The sequence below is a fragment of the Syntrophobacter fumaroxidans MPOB genome, from assembly GCF_000014965.1.
Taxonomy (GTDB): Bacteria; Desulfobacterota; Syntrophobacteria; order Syntrophobacterales; family Syntrophobacteraceae; genus Syntrophobacter; species Syntrophobacter fumaroxidans.
This window is the reverse complement of sequence record NC_008554.1, coordinates 4,372,219-4,392,297: the sequence shown is the minus strand read 5'-3', so window position 1 is coordinate 4,392,297 and position 20,079 is coordinate 4,372,219. Positions and strand designations below refer to the sequence as shown.

The 20,079-nt window shown below is 61.4% G+C and carries 14 protein-coding genes; 6 read left to right on the top strand and 8 right to left on the bottom strand.

Translation table 11 applies throughout. From position 1 onward, the window contains the following. Positions 1–126 precede the first annotated feature (126 nt). From SFUM_RS18500 to SFUM_RS18475, 5 genes are all read right to left on the bottom strand, one after another. Positions 127–1,311, bottom strand: a complete 1,185-nt coding sequence (locus SFUM_RS18500; protein ID WP_011700377.1) for a thiolase family protein — start codon at positions 1,309–1,311, stop codon at positions 127–129. Positions 1,312–1,564: 253 nt separating this feature from the next. Then, positions 1,565–2,233 carry an aspartate/glutamate racemase family protein gene (locus SFUM_RS18495; RefSeq protein WP_011700376.1) on the bottom strand — a complete coding sequence of 223 codons (669 nt, stop codon included), beginning with the start codon at positions 2,231–2,233 and terminating at the stop codon, positions 1,565–1,567. Further along, positions 2,230–3,018: a maleate cis-trans isomerase family protein gene (locus SFUM_RS18490; RefSeq protein ID WP_011700375.1), complete on the bottom strand. Its 789-nt coding sequence runs from the start codon at positions 3,016–3,018 to the stop codon at positions 2,230–2,232. The genes SFUM_RS18495 and SFUM_RS18490 overlap by 4 nt, the downstream gene beginning before the upstream one ends. A 222-nt stretch (positions 3,019–3,240) precedes the next feature. Next, positions 3,241–4,062, bottom strand: coding sequence for an MBL fold metallo-hydrolase (locus tag SFUM_RS18480; RefSeq protein ID WP_011700374.1), 822 nt, complete (start codon positions 4,060–4,062; stop codon positions 3,241–3,243). An 81-nt stretch (positions 4,063–4,143) separates the two neighbouring features. Continuing rightward, positions 4,144–6,072, bottom strand: coding sequence for an oxidoreductase (locus SFUM_RS18475; protein WP_011700373.1), 1,929 nt, complete (start codon positions 6,070–6,072; stop codon positions 4,144–4,146). Positions 6,073–6,482: 410 nt separating this feature from the next. On the opposite strand from SFUM_RS18475, the gene SFUM_RS18470 reads away from it, so the two are divergent. From SFUM_RS18470 to SFUM_RS18450, 4 genes are all read left to right on the top strand, one after another. After that, positions 6,483–7,193 (top strand): GntR family transcriptional regulator, encoded by a 711-nt coding sequence (locus tag SFUM_RS18470; protein ID WP_011700372.1) that lies wholly within the window; start codon positions 6,483–6,485, stop codon positions 7,191–7,193. Positions 7,194–7,913: 720 nt separating this feature from the next. Continuing rightward, a complete protein-coding gene (locus SFUM_RS18460; RefSeq protein WP_011700370.1) occupies positions 7,914–8,756 on the top strand; it encodes a hypothetical protein in 843 nt (280 codons plus the stop codon). 144 nt (positions 8,757–8,900) lie between these two features. Continuing rightward, positions 8,901–10,823, top strand: a complete 1,923-nt coding sequence (locus SFUM_RS18455) for a potassium transporter Kup (protein ID WP_011700369.1) — start codon at positions 8,901–8,903, stop codon at positions 10,821–10,823. A 184-nt stretch (positions 10,824–11,007) separates the two neighbouring features. Beyond that, positions 11,008–11,934 carry a BAR domain-containing protein gene (locus SFUM_RS18450; RefSeq protein ID WP_011700368.1) on the top strand — a complete coding sequence of 309 codons (927 nt, stop codon included), beginning with the start codon at positions 11,008–11,010 and terminating at the stop codon, positions 11,932–11,934. A gap of 95 nt (positions 11,935–12,029) precedes the next feature. On the opposite strand, the gene SFUM_RS18445 is transcribed toward SFUM_RS18450, so the two are convergent. Beyond that, a complete protein-coding gene (locus tag SFUM_RS18445; RefSeq protein WP_011700367.1) occupies positions 12,030–14,135 on the bottom strand; it encodes a hypothetical protein in 2,106 nt (701 codons plus the stop codon). 1,023 nt (positions 14,136–15,158) lie between these two features. Here SFUM_RS18445 and SFUM_RS18440 point away from each other — a divergent pair. Together SFUM_RS18440 and SFUM_RS18435 are read left to right on the top strand one after the other, a co-directional pair. Continuing rightward, on the top strand, positions 15,159–15,641 hold the full coding sequence (locus SFUM_RS18440; RefSeq protein ID WP_011700366.1) for a universal stress protein: 483 nt from the start codon (positions 15,159–15,161) through the stop codon (positions 15,639–15,641). Positions 15,642–16,303: 662 nt separating this feature from the next. After that, a complete protein-coding gene (locus tag SFUM_RS18435) occupies positions 16,304–17,659 on the top strand; it encodes a pyridoxal phosphate-dependent aminotransferase (RefSeq protein ID WP_011700365.1) in 1,356 nt (451 codons plus the stop codon). 75 nt (positions 17,660–17,734) lie between these two features. Here the strand turns inward: SFUM_RS18435 and SFUM_RS18430 are convergent, their stop codons facing one another. After that, positions 17,735–18,361: a class I SAM-dependent methyltransferase gene (locus SFUM_RS18430; RefSeq protein WP_011700364.1), complete on the bottom strand. Its 627-nt coding sequence runs from the start codon at positions 18,359–18,361 to the stop codon at positions 17,735–17,737. 140 nt (positions 18,362–18,501) lie between these two features. Further along, positions 18,502–19,767 carry a nickel pincer cofactor-dependent isomerase, group 22 gene (locus SFUM_RS18425; protein WP_011700363.1) on the bottom strand — a complete coding sequence of 422 codons (1,266 nt, stop codon included), beginning with the start codon at positions 19,765–19,767 and terminating at the stop codon, positions 18,502–18,504. Between the last annotated feature and the right edge of the window lie 312 nt (positions 19,768–20,079).

Sequence of the window (20,079 nt, the reverse complement as noted above, 5' to 3'; positions counted from 1 at the left end):
GTTCCTCCGTCCCTCCACGGGATTGATTCACTGTCTTCCGGGACCCCGGCGGCAAGGCATTCCGGCCTGCCGAACGCGCGGCCCCAGGGCTCGCGCCGCGGCGTGCCCGGGGTCGCCGCGCGGGCCTCAGTTCAGTCTTTCCACGACGGCGGCCACGCCGTTTCCCCCGCCGATGCACAGGCTCACCACGCCAAGAGTCACATCACGCTGCCGCATGGCATAGAGCAGAGTGGTGAGCAGCTTCGTTCCCGTGGCGGCCACCGGATGTCCTAGAGCGATCGCGCCCCCGTGAACGTTGACTTTCGTTCGATCCAGCTTAAGCTCCCGCTCGCAGGCAAGATATTGGGCCGCAAAGGCCTCGTTGAGCTCGATGAGGTCCATGTCCCCGAGTCCGAGACCCGCCTGCTTGAGCGCCGCCGGGATGGCCCTGACCGGCGAAAGCCCGAATCGCGCGGGATCGATCCCCACGAAAGCATATCCCCTCAGCAGGGCCAGGGGCTTGAGCCCCATTGACCTGGCCCGGCCCCGCTCCATGATCACCGCGGCGGAAGCCGCGTCGCACAAGGCGCAGGCATTCCCGGCAGTGACCGTGCCTCCCTTCTTGAAAACAGGCGGCAGCTTGGCGAGAGACTCCCCGGTCACGCCCTTTCGGAAAATCTCTTCATCCGTCACCAAGGTGACCTCACCCTTTTTCCCCCTGATCTCGATGGGAACGACCTCATCACGAAACTTCCCCGCCGCCGCAGCCGCTTCCGCCTTGTTGTGGGATTCGGCGGCAAAGGCATCCTGCTCCTCCCTGGAAATTCCCTTCTCCTCGGCGAGCCATTCGGTGATCTCGCCCATGAGACCGCCCCCAAGCGGACAGCGAAATCCATCCTTGTGCATCAGGTCCAGGATCTCGCCGTTGCCCATCCGGTAGCCCCACCGCGCGCGGGGAAGGCCGTAAGGGATCTGGCTGGTGTTTTCGGTCCCGCCGACCAGAACGGTGTCCACGTCCCCGGCCTTTATGGCCTGGGCGCCCAGGATCAATGCCTGGAGGCTCGAACCGCAACGGACGTTGACCGACACCGCCGGGGCGTCCACCGGAACACCGCCCATGACCGCGCTCAAGCGGGCCGCATTGGGACCCACTCCCGCCTGCCACGCATTGCCGAAAATTGTCTGTTCGACGACGTCCGATGGGATCCCGGAACGTTTGATCGATTCCCGGACGGCGGCGGCCCCAAGTTCCGGCGCGGTCACGTTTTGCAGCGAACCTCCGAATTGTCCGCCGATGGTGCGGGCTGCTCCCAGGATTACCACTTCTCTCATGGACTACTCCTTCCGATCTGAGGTTTGGGCCCATGCAAACCCGTTCGATCCAGTTCAAGCCGTTCGATTTCCGACGCTCACCCACTCCTGAAACCCGCGCGTCGTTTCTTCCTGCCGCAATCTGCGCGCGGCACAAGGCATTTTAGTACAAAAGCGTGCCGCCGGCTTGTTCGCGGGCTCCGGAGGATTTTCTTCGCTCGATCGCCGCTCCATGCCCTTGCGGGTACACCCCGGCACTGTGCCGTGAAGCCGGTCAGCTTTGGCGGTCCCCGACCAGCTTTTTCAGGGCTTCCATGCACAGCGGAGGGCTGGAGAGCACCGGGCGTTTGAGCTCCGACTGAAGGCTCTCCGCCAGGTGAGCCATGGACGCCTGGGCCAGGACCACGACGTCATTGCGGGCCGCCAGATCGGCACAGGCCTGACGTATGATCCTGTCGTGCTCGGAAACGTTCCCGGACAGCCGTGCCTGGAATGCCTCCGCCTCGAGCCGGGCATCCACCTCGACCGTTTTCCCCTGACGCTCCGCCTCGCTTTTCACCAGGGCGGCGCTGGGCTCCAGCGTGGTTCGGACCGTGGCCACGACACCGATTTTGGACCCGAGTCGAACGGCCGTCTCCGCCATGGGTTCATCCACCTTCAAGATGGGGACATCGGTGAGCGGCCGGATGCAATCGACGGCAGGGGATGTCGAGGAACAGGTGAACACGATGAGCTCGGCCCCCGCTTGTGCCGCGAGCACGGAATGTTCCAGAATGCGCCGCAGGACCTTCGGAGCCAGGACCCCATCCCGGAAGACTTCCCTGAGGATTCCCTCGTCCACCACGTGAAAGCACGCGACTCCGGACAGGTTCTCCGCAACCAGACTGGAAAAAGGCTCCACGAGAAAAGGCACCGTATGCAGGAAAGCGATGTTGCGTATCATTTGCGCGCTCCGACTCTCGGCGTCCTGCGCAGCAACTCGCCGTAGCCTTCCACCACATCGTTTATTCCGAGCAGTCTCATGAGATGCCAGGCGGTCGCCTGGTTCGATGTGACTACGGGCTTGCCGGAATCCCGTTCGATTTCCTCGATAACGTCACTGCAGCGGAAGTTGGTGCACGTGATGAATATTCCGTCCGCTTCGGGCACCACGGCCTCCATGGCCACTTGGTAGGCCTGGGAAGGCTTGGTCGCGCCGATATCGTAGAGGTCCTCTATGCCGAGTCCCACAACGTTCAATACGTCGAATCCCGACTGTTGATAGAAGATGCGGAACCTCTCATCCAATTCCTTGATGTACGGGCCGGCCAGAACGATCTTCTTGAATCCCATGAAATGCATGGCCTCTTCCGCCGCGGTGGCGGTCGTCGTGCAAGGAATCCCCCGGCTGTTCGCCTCCATCATTTCGATTTCCTTCTTGTCCCACCCGGGGCCCCCCACGAGCGAGCCCGCGGTACAGGCGAAAGCAATGGCGCTCCGCTTGCCGAGCACCGGAGACACCAGTCCCTCCGAAATGACGCTTGCAGCCGCCCCCAGGGGCGTACTCAGCTTGGAACATTCCTCGATGTTGACAACGGGTTCCATGTGAATGCGTGTTTCCCGCATCTGGACATAGCCCGGCAGCATCCGGGCGATTTCAGGGGTCGGGTTCAAATTGGGGCCGACGACGATCAGTCCGACTTTGGCCCGATAACCGTAAGGAACGTCGAAATTCTGTTGCGCTTGCATCCTAACTCCTTTCTCTCTCTTCGTGGTTCACCTGTCGCGGCATCACCTTGCCGACACCGGGGTGCAACGCCACGACGCACGCCAATTCCCCGGCCCGGATCACTGAAGAAGGCAGGAACCCGGATATGCCCCGGCCGTCGGAGCAATCACCGGGAATGAAGCGCCGCAGGCTCCCGCGCCACGACTCCCCAGGAACGTGCAGGACTTCCCGAAACCAGGCGTTCATGCGCTCTGCGGCGTCGTCGCGCGGCCTGTCGGCCTCAGTAGCGAGGCGGCCGGCAGATGGATATCCAGCATGACCTCGTCTTCAGGCCCCGGCAAAAGGTGCCCCCGGACCTGCCAGCTAAAAGGGGCGAGAAACTCGACTGCGCCGTTCCTGATGCAGAAGGGCCGGTCGTGTCCCGGCACCAGCACCTCGGACCTGGCCAGCACACGCCGGATGCTCCCCGCGGCGGCGGCACCGTCCACGCCGGCCGCCGACGGTTTTCCATTCAGCGCCTCCCAGGCATTCTTGATCGTGTCGCCGCAAAGCGCGACCGTCGAAGGACCCTGCCTGTAGACAACCAGGCCGCCGGGCGTGTGACCGGGCAGGACTTCGATCTCCGTGTCGTTGCTCAGCCGCAACGGCCCATCCACCAGCCTCACCTCGTGCGCTTCCAGAATACTCTGCCAGTCGTCAGGAACCGACGGATCCAGGAAATCCCCGTTCGAGACCCGGCGGGCATAATCCACCTCCGCCTTCGCCACGACGAGCGAAGCCTTCCTGAAAAGAGGAACGTTCAGCATGTGGTCGAAATGAAGATGGGAGATGATGACGTGTCGGATATCCTCGGGACGCAGGGAAACCTTCTCCAGCATTTCGAGCAGAAGGGCTCTGTCGCTGTAGTGGCCGGTATCGAACAACACCCAGCCATCCTCGCCGGGGAAAAGCACCACCGAGCAGTATCCGAACCAGCCTCGACTGCTTCTGCAGGGAACGCCGTGCAGCAGAATCCGCACATCCCCCAGCAGCTCGTGCCGCAGCGGCTTGAGCTCCATGTTCATCTCAACCTCCTCGAGGATTCGCGGCCACTCGCCGTCCCAAAGCGACCGTCGGGCGCATCGGGCAAGGAGCCCGAAACGGCGTCAGGCCTTTAGGGCGACCGCCGCATCAAAACCTTCCTTCACGGCCTCATAGATCGATCGGGGCTGCAGGGCATCCCCGATGACCGTCGCAGCGAACCGCGGGTCGAGACCCCGGGAGAGTGTCGCTTCACTCCTGTACCCCACCGCCATGACGATCGTATCAAAAGGGCCCAGAACAACGGGGCCCCCGGGGGTTTCAGCCCGCACCGCGCCGCCGTCCACGGAAACGAGCCTGGTGTTGGGCATCACGGCGACGTTCAGCCTCGCGAGGTTCTCCAGCATCAGGTTCAGCCGAGTTGCATGGAGGCCCCTGCCCAGTGTTTCCGTCATCTCGATCACTGTGACGCTTCCACCGTTTTCCGCGATGAATTCCGCCGTTTCCAGCCCGGCCGCGCCGCCGCCCACGACGATGTACCGGCCCCCCGTCGAAATCCGTCCCGAGCGCAACAGGCTCTCGACCAGGACCACCCTTTCGTTACCCTCCAGGCCGTCGGCCCTGAGCGCGATCGAAGCGCTGCCCGTGGCGACGATCACCCGATCGGGAGCAAGCGCCCGGATGTCCGAAGCTTCCACCGCATGCCCCGTCACGATTTCCACACCGCAGGCAGCAGCCCGTTTCACCAGGTAGTCGATGAATTCCTGGATCGGTTCCTTGTGAGGCGGGACCTTGCCGGCATTCAACATGCCTCCCGGCACGGCATCCTTTTCCACCAGCCTGACGGCGGCGCCCCGCTCGGCCGCGGCGGCCGCGGCGGCCAGCCCGGCAGGTCCCGCGCCGACGACCAAAACGTTGAGTCTCCCGCGCAGCGGCACCGGCCGGTAGAGATCGCGCCCCACAAGCGGATTGACCGCACACCGCACGTCTTCGCCGCGATGCAGGCACAGCAGGCAGTAGTTGCAGGCGAGGCAGGGCCTGATGTCCTCGTCCCTCCCGTCAAGGACTTTCGCGACATATTCGGGATCGGCGATGAGAGACCTTCCGACACCCGCAATGTCCGCGCAGCCCTCTTCCACCGCTTTCCTGAAGACCTCGGGGCGATCCAGCCGACCCACGCCGATGACGGGGACGGAAACGCTCCTCTTGAGCGCTTCGGCCAAGTAGAGCAAGGACCCGCGCGGGACCTCCATGGGTGGGCTCATGCGGTGCTGGGTCTTGCCGATCCCGCCCGAGGCGCTGAGGTAATCGACACCGAGCTTCTCGAGCCAGGTGCCGACCTGGAGCGTTTCCGACAGGGTCAATCCGTCCTCGACGAACTCCTCCATGCTCAACCGGACACCAAGGATCATCGAGTCGCCGACCGCCGACCGGATATCCCGCACGATCTCACGCAAGAGGCGGGACCGATTCTCCAGGCTCCCACCGTACGCATCCCGGCGATGATTGAAATGGGGGGAGAGAAAGAAATTCAACCAGTAATCATGGCAGGCGTGCAGCTCGATCGCATCGAATCCGCAGTCGCGCGCGCGAACCGCCGCCTCGACAAACGCTTTGCGGCAGACCGCGATTTCGGATTCCTTGAAGTCCTCGGGGAGTCTCTGAAGGCTTTTGAAGCTGAGCTGGACGCCGACCCGGGAGTACTTGCCGAGCGCTTGCGCCAGCTCGCTCAACCCCGTCTTGACCGCGTCCGAATGGATGCCCAGCTGCCTCGGGAAGCCTTTCCCATTCTCGTGCACATACACTCCCCCCAAAACGATATACCCGACACGGGCCCGCGCCCGGGCCAGGTAGAAGTTCCGGTAGGCTTCCGTTACCGAACCGTCCTCGCCCGCGCAGTTCGGAACCATGGGCGACATGGAGCAACGGTTGGGAAATACCCGTCCCTTTATGACCAAAGGGGAGGAGATCAACATATCCACGCCTTTCCTTCCCGGTCCGGGCGACCACAGGAATCCGCATTCGTTGAAAGACAGGCATTCGGAAAGCGGCATACCGCCGCTCCCGCGCGGAAGCCGACCGGTGTCGGGGAGTGTCGTGCAACCGGGAGCCGGCCGGCGTGCGATTGCTCCGCTTGCGGATTGGACATTGCGTGTACTCCACCACAGCACCGGCCATCATGTCGTAAACTGCCCGCCCCGGGCCTCGCGAAACACTCCGGAACACCACCGCACGCACTCGGCGGCACTGTTCACACGCCAGATTGTTAACAATACGGTAGACGATCTTGATGACACATGTCAACGGTTTTTTGGCGTTCCTCCGTTTTTTTGCGCCAGCGAAACTTGCGTAACCCTTGCGTTTATTTTCTTTGATTGTATACTTTGTCAATATTGATTTCAGAGATTGGACGGCCGCGCGCCGCCCTGCCCCCGGTATTCCAGCCGCTGGAATGGAGAAAATCATGACGTTTCCGAAGAAAAACCCGAAGCTCGAATTCGAAAGCCTGGTCGCAAAACTCGAAAGCATGATCCTCACCGGTTATTTCCACCCCCGCGAGCGGCTCATAGAACTCAACCTGGCCGCCGCTCTCAACGTCAGCAGGTTCTGGATAAGGGACGCCCTCAAAATTCTCGAAACAAGAGGGCTGGTCACCATTGTCCCGTACAAGGGAGCCATGGTGAGCAACCTGGACGAGGAGATCATCGAGGAGATATTCCAGGTCCGGATCAGCCTTGAAACCCTTGCCACGAGGCTGGCCTGCCAAAACGTGAAACCTGCCGACATCCGGGCGCTCAGACGGATGGCCAAACGCATCCGGGAGAGTTTCGAACTCAGGGACCTGGAAGCCATGGTCGCCTCCAACGCCAATTTTCATGACTACATCTTCAAACTTGCCGGGAATCAGACCCTCCTGCAGATCATCAACCAACTGAAGGCCCGTTGCCACATTCTGCGCCATTCGTCCTGGTCTTCGCAAGCCATCGTGAACCGGATACTCATGGAGCACGACGAGTATGTGACGGCACTGGAAACAAAGGACACGGCCAAACTGGATGAGTTGGCCAGACGGCACATTACTCACGCCAAGGATTTCTACCTTCTGCAGCTCCACACCAGAAAAGCGTTGACCTCGATCGGGTCCGGCCGAGGCGCCGATGAGCGACTGAGCTGAGAGAATACCCCTGCCAGGAAGTCGTGGAGAACATCTCCCCGGAGCGGCCCGGTGGCGGGCACGTTTCCCGTCGATCCCGGACCCGGCTTCCCGCCGCGCTTGACGTCACCGGGCGAAGCGCAGTTCGCCATTCCCGCGAACGGCCATGGGGCGTAGGCTTACGAAAGCACTCCGGAGTGACGTCAGAGAGCCTGCCATGCTGTTTGCGCCACGGGCGTGACGGATGCCATGGGCACTCTGGGGCGCGGGCCGGGTTCCATGACTTCGGGCTGCAGCCTCCAGGGATTGGGAAAGAAGATGCCGCGGTCTCGCCGCGGCATACCCGAGCCGACCTCCTGCAATAGCGCGCGCAAGGCCGAGTCCGCCCTCGTTTTCGTGGTCCCTGGAATAATCCTTGACAAAGATGCGCCGGGAGCCATACTTCGGTGTCCCCTCGTCATTGGACGAATGGGAGATCGACTCTTGATAAAAAGGAAAGCGGCACATATTTTTGTTAACAAAAATATTGACGATTTTGTCAACTTTGTCGATGATTGGACGGAAACCGGATGCCGGCCGCGCGGCACGAAGAACCGAAATCATGGACGGCCCATGTGGTGTGCCGTCCATGAAACGGCTTCCGGGACGCCCTGTCGCCGCCGGATCGTTCCCGAGGCCTTCGGAAAATACCGACGAGCGCTCCCTGCGCGAGCACCCGAGTGACGAACGGACTGCTTTTACATGGAAGCGATGAGCGAGCTCCTCAGTGTGACGACCCTCATCAAGGTGGGGGCCGTCACCGTGATCACCGTGGTCCTCTCCATTCTTGCGGAGGTGGTGAGTCCCAGGTTTGCGGGCATTCTCACGGGATTTCCGCTGGGGGCGGCAATCACCCTTTTTTTCATGGGAGTGGAGATCGATCCCGGCTTCGCCGCGGGAAGCGCTCTGCACACCGCCGCGGGGGTTGCGGCGACCCTGGCGTTCGGGTACTCCTACTACCGCGCATCCGTGCCCGCCGCGCGACTGAAGCGAAGGTTCCTCCACGTGGTGCTGGCCTGTCTGGCGGGACTCGCCGGTTATTTCGCCATGGCGGCGATCTTGAGCACCCTGACATTGAGTCTGCGCATGGCGCTCGTGGTTCCGGCCCTTTCCATCGTGGTCTTCACCTGGCTGGTCAGAAACATCGAGGACGTAAGGATTGACAAGAGAGTGAGGATGAGCCCGAAACTGCTGGTCGTCAGATCGCTTTTCGCGGCCGGCACCATCGTGCTCATCATATCCACGGCCAGGGTGGTGGGCCCGACCTGGGCGGGACTGTTCTCCGCGTTTCCCAACATCATGCTTCCGCTCATGGTGATCATTCAGTTGACCTACAGCCCGGAATACGTTTACGTGATCGTCAAGCATGTCCCGCAGGGGCTGGGTTCGGTGGTGATTTACGCGATCACCGTAAACCTGTGTTACCCGCTGTACGGAGTCTATGCGGGCACAGCGCTGGCGTACGGGGCCGCAACGCTCTACCTCGCGGCAACCCAGTTGGGAAAAAATCTGCTGGCAAGGACCTGGCGCGGCGCGGAACAGTGAGCGGGACGCTCCGGGGCCCGATCAAGGAATGTTCATGCCGGGCAGGACAAGCGACGCCTGACGGGCCCACGGGGTCATGGGAATCCGAGCGCTTTTTTCGACTGGGACTATTTCCGATTATGTGAATCCCGGATCAGTTGACCAATGGAAAAGCAAAACCATTCAAACGAATCTTCGGACGGGCACAAGTCCAGCCCGTTGTTCTCGTCCACCACGTTCTTACTGGCACTGGGTTCCCTGGGCGTCGTGTACGGCGACATCGGAACGAGCCCGCTCTATTCGATCCGGGAGTGTTTCCACGGAACGCATGCCATCGCCCTGAACGAGCCCAACATCTTCGGCGTGCTTTCCCTTGTTTTCTGGTCGATGACCATGGTGATCTGCGTCAAGTACGTCGTGTTCGTCATGCGCGCGGACAATCACGGCATGGGCGGGATCTTCGCCCTGCTTGCCCTGATCCCCGGCGACAGCGGCAGGATTTCGCCCAGGCTGCATGGGGTGGTGGCTTTTGCGGCAACACTCGGGGCTTCGCTCCTGTATGGGGACGGGGTCATCACGCCGGCCATTTCGGTCCTTTCGGCCGTCGAAGGGCTCGAAGTGGCGACCGAAGCCGCCAAACCCCTGGTGGTCCCGCTCACCTGCGTGGTGCTTCTTGCGCTCTTTCTCGTACAGCGTCGCGGCACCGGGGTCATCGGCAATGTGTTCGGCCCGATCATGATCGTGTGGTTCGTCACGATTGCCGCGCTGGGGGCCGGGAAGATCGTGGATAGACCGGACATCCTGCTGGCGGTCAACCCGGTGTACGCCTTCGAATTCTTCGCCGCCAACCGGTTCGTGGGGGTCGTTGTGCTCGGTTCGGTGGTGCTCTGCATCACCGGCGGCGAAGCTCTTTATGCAGACATGGGCCACTTCGGGCGCAACCCGATCCGGCTCTCCTGGCTCGGCCTGGCTTTTCCTGCTCTGCTGCTGAACTACTTCGGCCAGGGAGCCCTTCTTCTCAGCGACCCTAACTTCGCCTTCAATCCCTTTTACGGGCTGGTCCCCCGGACGCTTCTCTATCCCATGGTCTGCCTTTCCACAATAGCCACCGTCATCGCTTCCCAGGCGATGATCTCGGGGGTATTCTCCCTGACGCAGCAGGCCATCCAACTGGGGTTTTGTCCGCGCATGCGGATCATCCACACTTCACGAGAGACACGCGGGCAGGTCTACATCCCCGAAGTGAACTACCTGCTGATGATCGCCTGCCTCGGGCTGGTGCTTGTGTTCAAGAAATCGAGCGGTCTTGCCGGTGCGTATGGAATCGCCGTCACCGCCGACATGGCGCTCACTTCGATCCTTTTCTTTTTCGTCATCACCAGGACGTGGAAATGGTCGCTCGCCAGGGCCGTCCCCCTCCTGGTGCTGTTTCTGTTTTTCGACCTGTCGTATTTCGGCGCGAATCTCTTCAAGATTTTCGACGGCGGGTGGATTACCCTCACGATAGCGGCGATCGTCGCGACATCCATGATAACCTGGAAGGACGGCCGGGCGGCCCTGGCGCGTAAGATATTGAGCTCCCGCCTCCCGGAAAATCTGTTCCTTGAGGATGTGGCCAGGCACAATCCTCCCCGCGTGCCCGGAACCGCGATTTTCATGTCGGTCTCGCCCATGGGAATACCCGTTTCGCTCCTGCATCATTACAAACACAACCAAGTGCTGCACGAACAAGTGATCCTTCTTTCCATCACTTCCACCGACACTCCCACCGTCCCGGACAGGAAAAAACTGCACATCGTGGACCTGGGGCAAGGGTTCTACCGCATCATTGCATCGTACGGATTCATGGAAACGCCGAACATTCCGACGATCATGCGCCTTGCTTCCATGCAGGGCATCGTTACCGACCCCGCCAGGACGTCCTACTATCTCGGGAGGGAATCGCTGCTGACCGGGGGCGATTCGAAAATGATGCAATGGCGCAAAGCGCTGTTTGTCTACATGTCGAGGAATGCAGGAACCCCGACCGCTTACTTCGATATTCCTCCGGACCGGGTGGTCGAGCTTGGCCTGCAGATAGCGATATAGCGGGAGCGCGGTCCGGGACTGCAAATCCCGTGAGGACCGGATTGCGGGCCGCTCCCCCGGCGAACGTTCCCCTGGGTCGTTTCATTCGCGCCGGTGGAGCGGGGACTGTGGAAGCCCGGGCGCCCCGATGGTCCTTTGGCCGATTGTGCGAATACGCCACCCCGAACGCTGGAGGTCCGTGAAAATGAGCAACGAATCCTCTTCCCATGGAGCGGGGCTCAAGCTGTCCCTGCTCAGCGGTGTCTTTCTTCTGCTGTTGCTGGCCTTCATCGGCTTCAAGTTCAAGACCGCCGACGACGGCCTCGAGAGCCAGGTCCACAGACTGATCAAGAAGGAAGACCTTCTGTCCGGGATGAGAATCAACCTTCTGAAGTCGGTGGATATCGAAAAGGGCGCGGTCATGGCGGTCACGGACGAATTGTCCAGGACCCTCGCAGAACAGTCCAGGCAGATGGCGGACGCCGTCGAACGCGACCGCGTGGAGCTCGGCCGCATCATCGAGCAGGATCGATTGACCAGGGAAACGGCGCTTTATGAGGAGTTCAACACCTGCTGGTCGGAAATGCGCAGCCTTGACAAGCAGATCCTCGAGTATGCGGTGGAGAATACCAACCTGAAGGCATCGGCCCTCTCTTTCAACGAAGGCGGGAAGACCCTGGAGCGGTTCGAGCGCAGCCTCGCGGATCTCGGCAGAAATCTTCCGCTCACCGTTCAGGGCGGCCAGGCACAGACGCTCGCCTGGGAAGCCCTCAGGGCGGGATTCAAGGTCTACTTCCTGCTCCCGCCCCATATCGCCGCCTCGGACCCTGCCGAAATGGATCGGATCGAAAAGGAAATACGGCTCCATGAGGAATCGGTCAAGGAATCTTTGAAGGAACTCGAAATCGTCGTTCCCGAAGCGAATCGGCCTGCGTTACGGGAGGCCGCCGCAGCCTACGCCGACTTCCAAGCGGTCACCGCCGAGGTGATCAGGCTCTCGCGCCTGAACACCAACGTCAAATCGTTCGAGCTCTCCCTCGGAAGGAAAAGAAAAGTGGCCGCCCAGTGCGAAGAAATCCTGACCGGCCTGCAGGAAGCCGTGCGCAGCAGAAAGTTCGAGGCAACGAAGTAGAACCTCCCGCGCCGGCGAATGCCGGCGTCCTCCTTCTCCTCACGCACACCATGACGCACAGGCGCCTCCGGGTTGCGACGACCGGGCCGGGGGAGCTACTCGTCCTTGTACTCGCGGATTTTCCTGGCCACTTCGTCTTCCAACCGGCGGATCTTGACGCCGGCCTCGTCGAGTTTTCCCCGCCGGTCCGTGAGGTGCTCCTCGTTGGAGGCGAGGGCAGCAACCCATTTGGCCCGCAATTCCTGCTCCTTGGGCTGGTCCGAACGCAGCGAGCCGAGGTTGGACCGCACGCGTGACTGTTCGTCGCTCAGGCGCTGAACCTGCTGATTCCAGTCGTCGATCTGCCGTTGAAGGGCGGCTCTCTGAGCCATCAGGTCACCGAGATCCTTCATGAACGCCCTGGCACCCCCCGACAGATACCGCTGCGACGCGTAGAAACGGATCTGATCTTCACTGCTCTTTGCCAGTTGCACCGTTTCCCGAACGTCGCGTTTCTCCTCGACCACGAAATCCGTCGTTTCTCCGGCCTTGAGCGGCACCTCGAAGCGGTAGTGGTTGTCCACCTCCTTGAGCGGCTTTTCGGGCTTGCCCAGTCGGAAACCGGCGTTCTTGGGCTGGTTCAGCCACAGCGTGACCGGTTCCTTGCCGCGGTTGACGATTTTCCAGGTGCTGGTGAGGGTCTCGACACAGGTGAGCGTGAGGATGCCGTCCACGAGGCGGCCTTTGAAGTGCGGTTCACGCAGGGTCTTATGCTGCGGCACGACGTCCACCGAGGGGTCCAGGGCGTATGGGACGACCTCCTGGCTCCCCGGGGGGAGCGTGTGGTTGAGTATGCCCTCCCCAAGAGAGGTGCTGCCCTCGAAGAATGTGACCGCCCCGGCTTCCAGCGTCACGTCGGTGTCGTTGCGCATCACGAACGCGTTGGTGACCCTGGACGAGAAAGCCCTCTTGTAATAGGCGAGACGGCGGCCGTTGATCTGCTTTGAGAGGATCGGAACCATGGCGGCCTGACCGCGGGGAATGGAGACCTTTTCCCTGGCTTCGAAACTGAAGAGCTCTCCGACTTGCGTTCCCTGGGCCTCGTCGCCGGTGCTCGAAGCCAGAAGCTCTCCCATCGGCCTGGCAGGAGCGGCGCCCGGGGCCGGGGCCGGGAGAGCTCCGGCCCGATCCATGCTCTGGGCCGCCCCCGCGGGCGCGGACCGTTTTGCCTTCCGTGCCGGGCCTGGCCGCTCCTCCCTCACCATCGGCGCCTCATCTTCCTCGATCAGATCGGGCGACGAAGACGCACCCCAGTCCACCGCCAGGTCCTGAAAGCCCGGGATTTGCACCTGGGGGCGTCGCACGTAGTAGGGCGAATACAAATCCATCACGTAGGAGAGCGGATTCCCGGCGACAAAGGAAATCGTCACATCCTGCCAGTCGTCTTCGGTGGTGTTTTCGGCCAGTGCCCAGCCCTGGAGGAGCGGAGCGGCATCCTTCTTCTTCTCGTCGAATATGACGCGGTAGGAACATTTCCAGATGGGCATCTCGATGAGATAGCCGATGCGCAGCAGTCGCTCCCCCTGCCCCGCGGCACTCAACGTCAGCTTCTTGCGGTTGGTGTACTTGCTGTCGAGGGAAAGATCGAGCAGCCTGCGCAGATCCCGCTGAAGCGCGTCATCGGCCAGCATGAACTCGGAAATGCCGAACAGATCAAGCGACCGGATGGGACCGGCATCGGTCAGGAGCACCAGCCGGTAGCCTTTCCGGACCTCCTGGCCGCCGACCACCTCCGAGACCGGCTCGATGCCCAGAATGCGGCCCTCGACTACCTCTCCGGCCGCCTTGGCCGTCAGACGGGCACCCTTGAGCTGGGCCAGGAACTGGCTGAGCGCCGTCTGCTCGGGCACCGTGATGAGAATATCCTTGAGCTGCCTGGAAAGCGGGTCCCGGGTTTCGTACCGGACCGATGAAATCTTGCCGCCCCCCAGATCCACCGCAAAGAAGCTGGTCAAAAGATCTTTCATCTGGTCGGACCGAAACGCCAGCGAGAGGGTGGCGTTACCCTTGATCTTCCCTTCCCTCTCGACATAGCCCATGCCATGCTTGTAAAAAACAACCTTCCGCACGGGCAGCGGCTCGGACGGCACGGGAGCCATCTGAGCGGAGCACGGCAATGCCCAAAGGAAGAATATCGCAAACAACGAAGAGACGTTCCTCATCCCGATCCTCCTCTCTTTCGTGGATAGGTGTGACCGTCATTCCCGCAGGAACGGAAAGCCGGCCTGTCTTCTCGAGTTTCCGCCTGCGCGGGAATGTAAGCGGCGGTTTTCATGCTCCGCTGTGAGCCCCGGGTGATTTTCGTTGCCGGGGGCCGATCCCGTGATACCTCGCTCAGTGGGAAATAGACTCCCAGGTGAGTCGTTTTCATGCTTCGCGGGTGACGCCGGGGCCACGGGCAATTGCGTTCAAGACGAGTGCATAGGACGGGAGGGCATAAAGTCCCCCTCTCGTCTGACCGGCACATCAGCCCGTACGAGGGGCGGGTTTATCCCCGCCCGCATGTCCTCCCGCCGGGCAGGTGTCGTGTAATCTTATACGCACCTCCGCATGAGGACTTGAATCCCTCCTCACGGCAAAGCATTTTCCCGCTTGCGGGACATTCTAGTGGAAACCGGAAAGCGTGCAAGATCAAACGCGCGGGAGTGGGCGCAGCAGAACAAACACGATGGGTAAACGAAGTCCAAAAGTTCGAAGGGCCGCGGATATCCGCGCCGTTTCCCCCCCATGTGCCCGAAATCATCCTCGAATTTCCCTGTCGTCTTCGAATTTCCCTGTCCTCGAATTTCCCTGTCGTCTTCGAATTTCCCTGTCGTCTTCGAATTTCCCTGTCCTCGAATTTCCCTTGCAAGCGGCAGGTGCCACGGTTAACCTTTGCTCGTGACCGGCCTTGGCGAAGGGGCGCGTTTTCGCGGCGGTGGAGCGCCGCTCCCCGTCCCTTTGGCCAGGCACCTCCGCGTCCGCGGTTTCCCGGTGACGTCCGGCACGGGTCCGGCGACCGGTTCCAAACGTGGATGGAGCAGTCCGTTCGCTCCGATCGCGGCTCTTTGCGACTGCGGTGCAGGCGGGCGACCGATCACCGATACGGAGGCAATCCTGCGTTGTTGTCTCCGTTGTCGGCACCATCGTTCCGTCAGGGTTTTCCCGCGTTCACCTCATCATATGCTTTGCCGATGGAGGAAGTCATGACTCAACCACCCGGTATTGCAGGAAAAAGCATGGAAGGTTGCGTGATGCTGGCTCTCTCCACATTCAGAAGATCCGAAAGAGCCATCGATGTGGCAATCGAAAAAGCTCGAGAAATCAAGAAATTACTTGTAGTCTACGTCGCAGACTCCAATCTGGCCCGCTACATGGTCGATGCCGACCAGAGGCTTTTCGGTGAGCTGAGGGAGTCCGTCGAAGCCAAGGTGCTGGAAAAGCACGAGAAAGAAGGCTGGGAGCACGCGGAGGAAATTGCCGAACGGGCCGAGAAGGAAGGAATCGAAGTCAAGACACACGTCCAGGTGGGTCAGTTCGCGATCATCTGCCTGGAAGCGGTCAAGGCGAGGAAGCCGTCCCTCGTTGTGACAACGCGATCCCAAAGGCCCGCCTGGGTGAAGCGGTTTTTCGGGGCGCCCGTGGATGAACTCATCAAAGGCGCCTCATGCCCCGTCACGGTGGTTTGAAGCCCGAACGGGCATCCGCCGCATGTCCCCTCAAGGATATCCGGCTCAGGCGGTCTGACGGCAGGCGGTCGTATCGGAGAAGACACTGGCGGAAGTTATCCCCGGCAACGCGGGACACGGCGGCGAATTCGGCGGAATGCCCCGGCATGCCGGGCGGAAAGCCCTCGCGGGCTCCGATGGGAGAGCCGGCGGCTTTTTCCGCCGGTACGGCTCTTCCATCCCGGTCCCGGCAAGACACCGGGCGGGGCAAGGATTTCGGGTCTGCTTGCGCCGAGGCTGCGATGCCCGGCGTTCGCCGGGCGAATATTGACGGTGGGGGCTTTTTTGGGCGTGACATCCATTAATGTTCGTGTTATGTGAGAGCATTGACATGTGAGAGAAGTCAAACAGTTGAGGTAAAATATGTACACTCTCTGCCACAGAGCCTGGAATGCGTGTCTGGCTAGCAGCGCCGCGGCGGCGTTGGCAGCCCTGCGGCCCGTGGTTCTGAGAGGAGAGCGAACGGTCTAATCTCCAAAAAAAAACGAAAACTCAGGGCTGCGGGCAGACGGACGCAGCCCTTTTTGTTTGAGGGGCTGCGAAGGACTCGCGGCCTTTTTCATTTTGAGGCGATGGAGTCCGGGGCACACCGCGGCGAGACGAAACCAGGAGCGAGGGGGATCATGCGAACCGACATCGTACACAAGGGCGCCGGCAAACTGACATACGAGATCCGCAACATCATTGGAATAGCCGAAAAACTGCAGCAAATGGGGGTCAAGGTCAACCTGGAAAACATCGGCGATCCGGTGGCCAAGGGTGAGAAGATTCCTGCGTGGATGAAGGCAATCGTTGCCGACCTGGCCATGCAGGATGGCTCCTACGGTTACTGCCCGACGCAGGGAATCCTGGAAACCCGTGAATTCCTGGCACGGCGAAACAACCGTAACGGCGGCGTGCGCATCACACCGGAAGACATCGTCTTTTTCAACGGTCTGGGCGAAGCCATCACCAAAGTCTACGGGCTTCTTCGAAGCACCGCCCGCATCATCACGCCTTCGCCCACCTACACCACGCACTCGGCATCCGAAGCAGCCCACGCCGGCCAGCCCCCGGTTTCCTATCCTCTCGATCCTCACGACCACTGGTACCCGGACACCCGGGAACTGCGCCGCCGGGTGAAATACAACCCTTCCGTGGCCGGCATTCTGCTCATCAATCCGGACAATCCCACCGGAGCCGTCTACCCGGAAAGCATCTTGCGCGAGATCGTCGCCATCGCCGGCGAGTTCGATCTGTTCATCATTGCGGACGAGATTTATCAGAACCTGGTATACAACGGCCGGAAAGCGAAGCCGCTCGCCGAAATCATCGGGGATGTCCCCGGGCTCGCAATGAAAGGAATATCCAAGGAACTGCCCTGGCCGGGAGCCCGCTGCGGATGGATCGAATTCTACAATGCCGGCAAGGATCCGCACTTCGCCCGGTACGTGAGGAGCATCCACAACGCCAAGATGGTGGAAGTGTGTTCCACCACCCTGCCCCAGAAGGCCATCCCGCGTATCTTCGGGCATCCCGAATACGAAGGCTGGCTGGAGGAAAGGCGTCGACGCTACGAGAGGCTCTCGAACCTGGCCCACGAACAGCTGAAGAACGTTCCCGGAGTCCTGGTCAACCGCTCCGACGGAGCTTTTTACATGAGCGTGGTGTTCGAAGACGGAGTGCTGAACGGTCGGCAAACCCTGCCCATCGGCATCCGTGACGCCGGAAACCTGGTTGAGGAACTGACGCGCGACGGCGACATGCAGCCGGACAAGCGGTTTGTCTATTATCTTCTGGCTTCCAGCGGCATCTGCGTGGTTCCGCTCTCGTCCTTCAACACCGAGTTACAGGGCTTCCGCATGACTCTGCTGGAACAGGATGAGGCCGAGTTCCGCGGCATCATCGACAACCTGTCGCACAACATCCGGCTCTACCTCGCCTCGAGCCCCCGGGAGTCGCAACGGGATGCGCCCCGGTTCGGCTCCGCAGCGGCGTGAGCCCGCGTCCCTGAAACCGCCTCGAAGGCGGGCCGCGAAACGACCCGGAAGGGTCGCCTCCGGCGTTGTGACGGATCATCCCTGTTTGGTGGTCTTTGCAACGACGAGGTAGAATTCGCGTTCGTCCCTGAATGTGACGATTTCGAACCCGCGCGGCTCGAGCAGCGTCCTGGCAGCCGCCTCATCGGGCAATAGGTCCAGGTGAAAGGGCGTGTGTTTCTTCAGTTCGACGATAAAGCCTCTGCCCAGTGGATGACTGATGACCAGCCTGCCCCCGCATCGCAGCATGCGGTGCAGGTTTCTCAGGGCGTTCGGCTTGTCCATAATGTTGGAAAAACAAGCATTGATGAACACCACGTCCAGGCTGTCGTCGGGGAGCGGCAGGTCCCTGACGTCACACAGGTGGGTCTTGACGCGGGGGAATTTCTCCTTCACCGCCCGGAGCATGTTCCCGGCCAGGTCGCAAGCATGGATTTCCGAAGGCCCGTACTTCACGATGAACCCAATGAGGATCCCCGTCCCCGTTCCCACGTCCAGGACCGTTTCGCCCCGCGCAAGCCCGCTCGCCTTTACGGTCTCCCTCAAGCGTTCCGGCACCCCCCTCGGCAGAGGAGGCTCAAAAAGATCCACGTTTTCGTCAAAATACTTCTGCTGGAGCCGGTTGATTTCTTCAATCTGCTCGGGTGTGAAGCGGTCGGACATGGTCGACTCCAATGCCTGTCGTGCAGAGTGCCGTGTTTTCGAACCGTCCCGTCATCGCCGGGCGATCCGGGTCCGCATTCAGTGCCGGGTGCCCTCGCCCGCCCCGGAGCAGGGAAACCGCACGGACTTCGTTCGTCGCCTTATTTGCCGTGCTCCTCGCTCGCCGGCATGTCGAAAGGCAACAGGCGTCCGTCGGCATCGAAGACGATGGGAATCGGGGTTTCATCCACTTCGATGCTCTTATCCGCCCGCAATTCCTCGACCACTTCCCGGGTCACCCACAGATGTTCCAGCATCAGGGAGTTGAGTATGCGCGCCATGCGGACCCTGGAAACATCGGTCACATGGGCAAGGGCCGCGTCCAATGCGGCCCGCTCGCTCTCGAGGGCGATGGGCAAACGCACCGCGGCCCAGATACCGGTCGTGAGCGCGTTGGTGTAGGTGGCCTTGAGATCGAGCTTGTCCATGACCCTCCTGGTCGTGAGATCGGCCATTCCGATTCCGACCGCATTTCCCTGGGACTGCTCCGTAATGTCCAGCAGGATCAGTGTGCGGTAGTCCGGTGTGCGGGGTCCGCCTTCCCTCCGCCAGAAACCGATCACGTTGGGGTCGATCCCTCCCCCGCTGATGTTCTTGCCCATCTCGTTGACGATCAGCACGTCCAGTTGTTCCACGGGTATCCTCGGGAGAAGCCGCTTGGCCAACTCGAGAAGTTCCCGGTCCACATCGATGAACTCCTCGGGCCGCGCGATCCTGAAGGTGTGGGCCACATCGAGGGAGTTCTCCACGATGGCCAGGCCGCAGAGCACCGGAAGGCGATCGAGCATCACCCGGGCGGCCGGCTTGATGGAAGCGCCCAGCCCGAACTTGTGCATATTCAGAGCCCCGAGGTGCTTCCCACAACCCACCGTGAGCATCTTACACAAGCCGGACTCGACGTCGGAACGAAAGGCCGTGTGCGGCTTGACCCGGTTGATGACAACCACGTGATCGGCTTCGGCGATGTTCCTGGATACGAATACGTCCGCGCCGTTCTCGATGCGGCCAAGAGAAATCACCTCCATGTTGGAGACCACGGGAGCATTCACCGTCGCTTCGCTGATCCCCAGGTGTTTGAGCACTTCTTCCTGCCCGGCGGCGGTCGCTCCACCGTGAGACCCCATGGACGGCACGATGAACGGCTGCAGCCCGATGCTCCTGAGACACTCCACCATCGCGGCGACGATCATCGCCAACCGATTGATGCCGCGCGACCCGACCGCCACCGCAACCCTCTCGCCGGGGCGGACCTTCCGGGCAAAATCGCCCCGGGTGAATTCATCCCGAACCGCTTTCGGAATGTCGGCGATGGCGCTGCGATCGAAGCGCTGGCGAATGCGATACATCTTGGGATAGTCCGTGTGCATGCTGGGAATCGCCTTCTTTCTCCCGTCTACCGGGGGATGGACGTGTCAGTCGCCGCAGACCCCGCTGTCCGGACGTCGGCCCGGGCAGGTACCATGCCCGCCTCAAAGTGCCTGGCAGACGTCGGCGCGTGAACCGCCAGGCCGGCTCTTCCGCCAGGAACCCGTCCGTGCACGGTGCCACACACCCGAAACCGGGCGTCGCATCGACCGGCGACGCCCCCGGCCAAGAGGGAGACAGGCCCGGCCGGCCGCTGTGCCCGGCATGAGGGCAGTGCATTCATGCGCGCCGGCAGATTGTTAACAATCTTATTG

What these genes read in the sequence shown, in the direction of transcription:
- SFUM_RS18500 (WP_011700377.1), bottom strand. Translation starts at nt 1,311, where the DNA reads ATGAGAGAAGTGGTAATCCTGGGAGCAGCCCGCACCATCGGCGGACAA.
- SFUM_RS18495 (WP_011700376.1), bottom strand. Translation starts at nt 2,233, where the DNA reads ATGATACGCAACATCGCTTTCCTGCATACGGTGCCTTTTCTCGTGGAG.
- SFUM_RS18490 (WP_011700375.1), bottom strand. Translation starts at nt 3,018, where the DNA reads ATGCAAGCGCAACAGAATTTCGACGTTCCTTACGGTTATCGGGCCAAA.
- SFUM_RS18480 (WP_011700374.1), bottom strand. Translation starts at nt 4,062, where the DNA reads ATGAACATGGAGCTCAAGCCGCTGCGGCACGAGCTGCTGGGGGATGTG.
- SFUM_RS18475 (WP_011700373.1), bottom strand. Translation starts at nt 6,072, where the DNA reads ATGCCGCTTTCCGAATGCCTGTCTTTCAACGAATGCGGATTCCTGTGG.
- SFUM_RS18470 (WP_011700372.1), top strand. Translation starts at nt 6,483, where the DNA reads ATGACGTTTCCGAAGAAAAACCCGAAGCTCGAATTCGAAAGCCTGGTC.
- SFUM_RS18460 (WP_011700370.1), top strand. Translation starts at nt 7,914, where the DNA reads ATGGAAGCGATGAGCGAGCTCCTCAGTGTGACGACCCTCATCAAGGTG.
- SFUM_RS18455 (WP_011700369.1), top strand. Translation starts at nt 8,901, where the DNA reads ATGGAAAAGCAAAACCATTCAAACGAATCTTCGGACGGGCACAAGTCC.
- SFUM_RS18450 (WP_011700368.1), top strand. Translation starts at nt 11,008, where the DNA reads ATGAGCAACGAATCCTCTTCCCATGGAGCGGGGCTCAAGCTGTCCCTG.
- SFUM_RS18445 (WP_011700367.1), bottom strand. Translation starts at nt 14,135, where the DNA reads ATGAGGAACGTCTCTTCGTTGTTTGCGATATTCTTCCTTTGGGCATTG.
- SFUM_RS18440 (WP_011700366.1), top strand. Translation starts at nt 15,159, where the DNA reads ATGACTCAACCACCCGGTATTGCAGGAAAAAGCATGGAAGGTTGCGTG.
- SFUM_RS18435 (WP_011700365.1), top strand. Translation starts at nt 16,304, where the DNA reads ATGCGAACCGACATCGTACACAAGGGCGCCGGCAAACTGACATACGAG.
- SFUM_RS18430 (WP_011700364.1), bottom strand. Translation starts at nt 18,361, where the DNA reads ATGTCCGACCGCTTCACACCCGAGCAGATTGAAGAAATCAACCGGCTC.
- SFUM_RS18425 (WP_011700363.1), bottom strand. Translation starts at nt 19,767, where the DNA reads ATGCACACGGACTATCCCAAGATGTATCGCATTCGCCAGCGCTTCGAT.